At 62.0% G+C, this 5,798-nt stretch carries 1 protein-coding gene; it reads left to right on the top strand.

The window, feature by feature from the left end; translation table 11 throughout:
• On the top strand, nucleotides 1-5,798 hold a 5,798-nt coding region (locus EYC98_RS21605), incomplete at both ends, for a LamG-like jellyroll fold domain-containing protein (protein WP_279247495.1).

The following is a 5,798-nucleotide window of genomic DNA, read 5'->3' as shown; positions in this document are numbered from 1 at the left end:
AGTCTGACGTTCGCCCCGCTGGGCAGCGTGGATACCCCGCTTGAGATTGACCTTGCGCAGCACTCCTTGAACGAGCGCCGGGATATTGTGCTCGGTGGCGATGGCAATGACGTGCTGTCGGGTGGCCTGGGCCGCGACTGGATCTTTGGCCAGGCGGGTAATGATGTATTGACGGGCGGTGTGGACCGCAACGCGCCGGACCTGTTGTTCGGCGGTGACGGCGACGACACCTTCCAGCTGATCCCGGACGCGCTGCCGCTGGCCGGTGACGGCACGGGCGGCACGGTGATTCCGACCACCAGTGACCAGTTCTTCGGCGGCGCGGGTGAGGATCGGGTGCTGTTCCTGGGCGGTGACTTTGATCGCCGCGGCCTGCCGGTGCCGGACTACGCGTCGCTGCGCTACGACATATTCCTGCATCGCTACGAGTTCACCAGCCTGGTCTGGGACATCGGTGAGCAGGTGTTCCGTTCGACTCTGGTGAATACCGACACTGTCTATGAGCAGCAGTACCTGTTTTACCAGACACACGATGTGGAGCACACCGAGTTTGATCTGCGCGCCGGTGACGACGTGCTGCGGCTGGATGGCGGCTTTATGTTCGGCCAGCAGGCTACCGAAGAGTGGGGTCTGGATCTGGGCGACTTCGAGCAGGGTGCGAGCGAGGCGGCGGTCACGGTGCGCGCCGGTGCGGGCAACGACAAAGTGTTCGGCGGCCCGCTGGGTGATGTGCTAGACGGCGGACCGGGTGCGGATTACCTGCTGGGCGGTCCGGGCAACGACGAGATCCTCGGCGGCGGCGGTGCGGATACGCTCTATGGCAACGGGCTGGCGAGCCAGGTTCCGGGCGACGGCTACTGGTTCACGCCGCCGCAGCCGGCAGCGTTTGATCCGCTGGCGTTCGAGTCTGAAGCGTTTGTTTATTCGCTGGCGGTACCGTTCCTCGACCTTAGCGAGCCCGGGCATAGCGGCGTCGATCTGAATGTGGATAACGCCAACGTGGATGAGTCCGCGTTCGGTCTCGAACAGATCGGCGGCGGTGGCCTGGGCCCACTGCAAGCCATCGGCGACTTCAATGACGACGGTTTTGCCGACTTCATCACCAGCGGTGCCACGCACAGCTTCCTGCTGCTGGGGCTTGCTGACCTGGCGGACCTGGAGGCAGTGGATACCTACGCCGAGGTGATCATCGATCACGCGACACTCGGCCGGCCGGGGCAGGGTGTTGGCGATGTGGACGGCGACGGCATCGAAGACCTGGCGTTCATCCGTACCGATGGTGACGACCTGCTGGTCACGATCGTACTCGGCGGAGCGCAGGACTGGGCGCGCGAGTGGGACGGTGATTTTGTGGCCACGCTTGATGCCGGCAACAGCCGCACGATCCGGTTGGGCGGCAACCCGCTGTCGGCCAACGGCCAGGTGGCGTTGCAGTGGCTGGAGATCACCGGTGATGGCCAGAGCGATCTGCTGATCGTGGCCGATTCCACCAGCGGCGCGCAGTCGCCGGTGACCAGCACCTACAACTACGGCTATATCTACTCCGGGCAGGTTATTGCCGCGAGCGGTGCGGAACTGGGTCTGGGCGACCGGCTGGCGAAGATCCGCTCCGGGGCCGACGTATCGATCCTGCAGGCGCTGGTGGCAGGCGACGTCAACGGCGACGGACTCGACGAGATTCTGTTTGGTACCACGGGGCTCACGGTGGAGGAGGTGACACCGGCAGTCGTCACAGCGCAGGCAGCGCCGATCATGGTCGAGGGCCTGTCGACCCAGCTGACCATCAAGCTCGGAACAGTGACGGAGACGTTCATCGTCACGTACGGGCCCAACCCGACGATTATGTCCCTGGTCGATCAGATCAACGCACAGGTCGCCGACAGTGACCTGGCCTATCTGGTCACGGCCTCGGCGACCACCAACGGCAGACTGCAGTTCACGACGGACGACGGGGGTCCGGATGTCCGGCTTGAGGTCAGCGAGTCGATTGTGAACTCTTCTCCGCTGGGGTTCACGGCGGTGCAAGAGGACCTGACGGCCACAAATTTCCGGATTATCGAAGAGAACGTGGTGAAGTTCGATGGCAATAACGACCGCGTCAACCTGCCCAGCTCGGCACTGAACGGCGCCAGCGCGTTTAGCGTTGCGGTCCAGGTGAAGACGAACAAGGCCGGAACAACCGTTATCAGCGGGGCGGGGAGTGGCAGCACCAATGAGATACTGCTGCAAATAATTAACGGGACCACCGTCAGGCTCAATCTGCCCGGCGGGCAGGGCGATTGGATCCTGTCCAAAAACATTCTCGATAACCAGCAACACCATCTGGCGCTAACGCGCGACAGCGCTTCTGCGGTGCGCCTGTATGTTGACGGCGTTCTACAGACAATTGACAACGTCAGTGGCGGCACTGCCTGGGGTTTTCCTGCAGGCTCGCTGCAGATAACCTCACTGTTGCTGGGTCAGGACCAGGATACGGTTGGCGGCGGCTTCGACCCGGCCGAAGCGTTCCGGGGCGAGATGGACGATCTGGGGATCTGGAACCGTGCGCTGTCGCCAAGCGAGGTCACGGCGGCCATGAACGGCACGGCGTCGACTTCCGGGCTGGTGGGTTATTGGCGGTTCAACGAGCTTGCCGGGACGATCGCGTATGACTCCGCGCGCTATACTGCCAATGGCCTACCATTAGCCAACGCATCTCTGATAAACGGTGCGTACTTTGCGCCGGCAACGTTCCAGTATTTCTTCGACGGGGGCAGTATTCCTATATCGATTGTGTCAGGGTTCACGCGCCTGGCCGACGACCCGGTCAGCGTCGCGGGCCTGCAAGCGGCCGATGTGTATGCGGGCCTGAACTCGCAAATCGTCCTGTTGTATTCCGAGAACCACGGTGCCTCCGGGGTATCCACCAACGGGAACCTGTTGTTCCCGACACCGGCAGGGCCTTACGAGGTCGTCGTTCCAGCCGAGACGCGCGTCGATCAGGACACAGCCGTTACGCTGCAGGTCACGCATGGCAATAACCTGGCACAGACCGTCAATGCCATCAATACGCAACTCTCCCAGAGCGCCTCTCTGAAGAAGGTGTATTTTGCGGATGACGCGGTTGATCTTCCGGGCGGCTTCTTTGAGCAAGGTGAGTACTACCAGGGCAATGTAGAGGTATCGGGCCTGGACGAATTAGGGGATGGCAACACGAGTGTCACCGTAGGACTGAACGTGTTGGGCAGCTTTGAAGGCCAGGAGATCATTCGGATAGGTGCCTACTCGCCATCAGATATTTACTACGAGCGTACTGTGACTATCCCCGGCTCTGATAGTCAATACAGCAGTAATGTCGACTTTCAGTGGACTTTACCGGCCTCGGATGCAAGCGATCTCAATGGCGACTGGCGCATATATGCTTTCGTCGACGACCCGGGTTTCCTTCAGACTACCCAAAGTCGCATCGACACATTCGTATTGACGTTGAACGTGCCGTTCGCCCAGGCACGCGCCGCCGGCGCCAGCATCGTTTTCGACCTCGTCAACGAGCCGGTGTATCACGAGGGCATCAGCTTGGTTGTCTATCAGGAGGCTGTCACCACGCCACCGCTTGGTTTTACGGCGCAGCAGACCAGGTTTGGTTCCGTCGTCTCCTCGAGTACAGTGAATGTCCCGCTGCTGCCCGAGCTGCCTGCTGGTGGCGACGTGCTGGTCACGCTCGCCGCGACGCCGGTGCCCGTTGCGCCCATCGCGCTGGGGGATTTGAACAACGACGGCTACGACGACTTTGCCCTGGCTAGTTCGCAGGACCTGCGGGTCTTCCTCGGCTCAGTCGGGATACTGGATGCGGGGGCGCTCGGCGCACCGGCGTATACCATTACCGGCACCGATCTCACGGCCACGGCAGGCGACTTTAACGGCGACGGCAATCGTGATCTGGCCGTGCTCGATGCGTCCGGGGCGATCGGCATCTTCAGCAGCCTCGCCGCCAATCCTCAAGGCACGGTACTGACCCTGGCCGATGCCGATACAACACTCACCGGCGCAGCGTCACAGACCCTCAGCCAGTACGCCACGACCGTGCTGGATTTCAGCAGCGAGACCTCAACCGGCAATTGGTCGGCGAGTCAGGCGCTGGGTGCACCGAACACCAACAGCTATGGCGACATCACGACAGCGTGGGCGCCAAGCCCGAGAAACGGCAGCCAGGAGTTCATTACGGTCGGCTACGCCACGCCGGTCTATGCCAACCAGGTGGTCATCCGCGAGACCTATGGCAACGGCTTTGTCACCCAGGTGGATCTTGTCGACCTCGAGGGTGTGCTGCATACCGTCTGGACGGGTGTCGATCCGAGCCTGCCGGGCACGCCGGTCGACTTTGTGATCGACTTTGCGCAGACCGATTTCCTGGTGAAAGGTGTCAAGGTATATGTCGATACCGATCACGACCTGAGTGCCTGGGAAGAGATCGACTCGATCCAATTGACCGGTGTGCCGATGCGTACCTTTATTGCATCAACCGATGTTAATGGCGACCGGATCGACGACCTACTGATCGGGTCGGATACCGCTGTGACGACGGGTACCGGTCGCAGTTACGTGGTTTACGGTTCGCGCGGTGTCGTTGAACTGCCCACCGAGTTCGCGGTGCTGGAGACGGTATCCATCGCCGGTTCAGGTTCCTTCGTAACCGGCGACGGCAATCGCTTCACCGTTGCGGCGGACATCAGCGGCGATCGCTGGGTGCGGTTCAGCACGCTGGGCGACGGCCAGGCCGGTAACCTGATTACGTTGCAGCAGGGTGCGGTCATTGGTTCGGTGCTGGGCGACCTGGTCGATGCCAGCGGGCGGGTGCTGCAGTCTCAGCAGTCGGTCTTTGACCTGCGCACGCTGGAGGCCGGCACCTACTACTTGCGTGCACCTTCCGGGGCAGAAGAGTTCACTGTTTTCATTGACGCACCGATTGCCGGCGCCAGTAACGAGTCGGCCACAGCGCCGGATCGCGATACGCTCAACGGCGGCGACGGCGACGACACGATTGTCGGCAACCACCAGCTGGACCGGATGTTCGGCGGTAGTGGTGCCGATACGTTTACGGGCGAGGCGATCGAGATTCGCGACCGCGACGTGGCCGACAGCAGCGTAGCGGTGACCACGCCCGAGGCCTCCTACGGTAACCCGACCGCGCCGCTCGATGCGGTGATTGATATAGTCGACGGTGCGTTGCGCGTGGCGATCGCACAGGCACTGGGGCTGCCGGTCACCACTGACTTCCTGGGTAATCCACTGGTGCAAGGCCTGATTTACGCGTCCGATCTCTCGCGGATTACGTCGCTGGATCTGAGCGGGGTTGATGTTGGCGACCTGAGTCCGGCTGAGCTGGTGGTGCTGGGCAGCCTGTTCAACGTGCAAGAGGGCGAGACGGTCACTATTCCGATCCAGCCGGGATCGTGGAACGTGACCGGTGCCGCCACCGCTTCGGGTACGAATACGCCCATCATCTTTACCGCTGGCGATGAAGGTCAGGTGACCATTACCATCGGTTCGATCTCGTTCGTGATTGGTGTTGGTAACGTGGCACCGGCAGTAATGCTCGATGCCGTGCTGACGATCGATCCGGCAGGCACGTTGACGGCGGGCGGCGCCTTTACCGACCCGGGTAGCCTGGATACCTGGACCGCGACGGTCGACTACGGTGACGGCAGCGGTGTGCAGGCCTTGGCCCTGAACCCGGACAAGAGCTTTGCCCTGAATCACAGCTACGCTGTCAGCGGCGTCTATACGGTCACGGTGACGGTGAGCGATGAAGACGGCGG

It is taken from the genome of Candidatus Litorirhabdus singularis, assembly GCF_026262625.1.
GTDB classification, from domain to species: domain Bacteria; phylum Pseudomonadota; class Gammaproteobacteria; order Pseudomonadales; family Halieaceae; genus Litorirhabdus; species Litorirhabdus singularis.
This window is presented reverse-complemented; position numbering and strand designations above follow the sequence as displayed.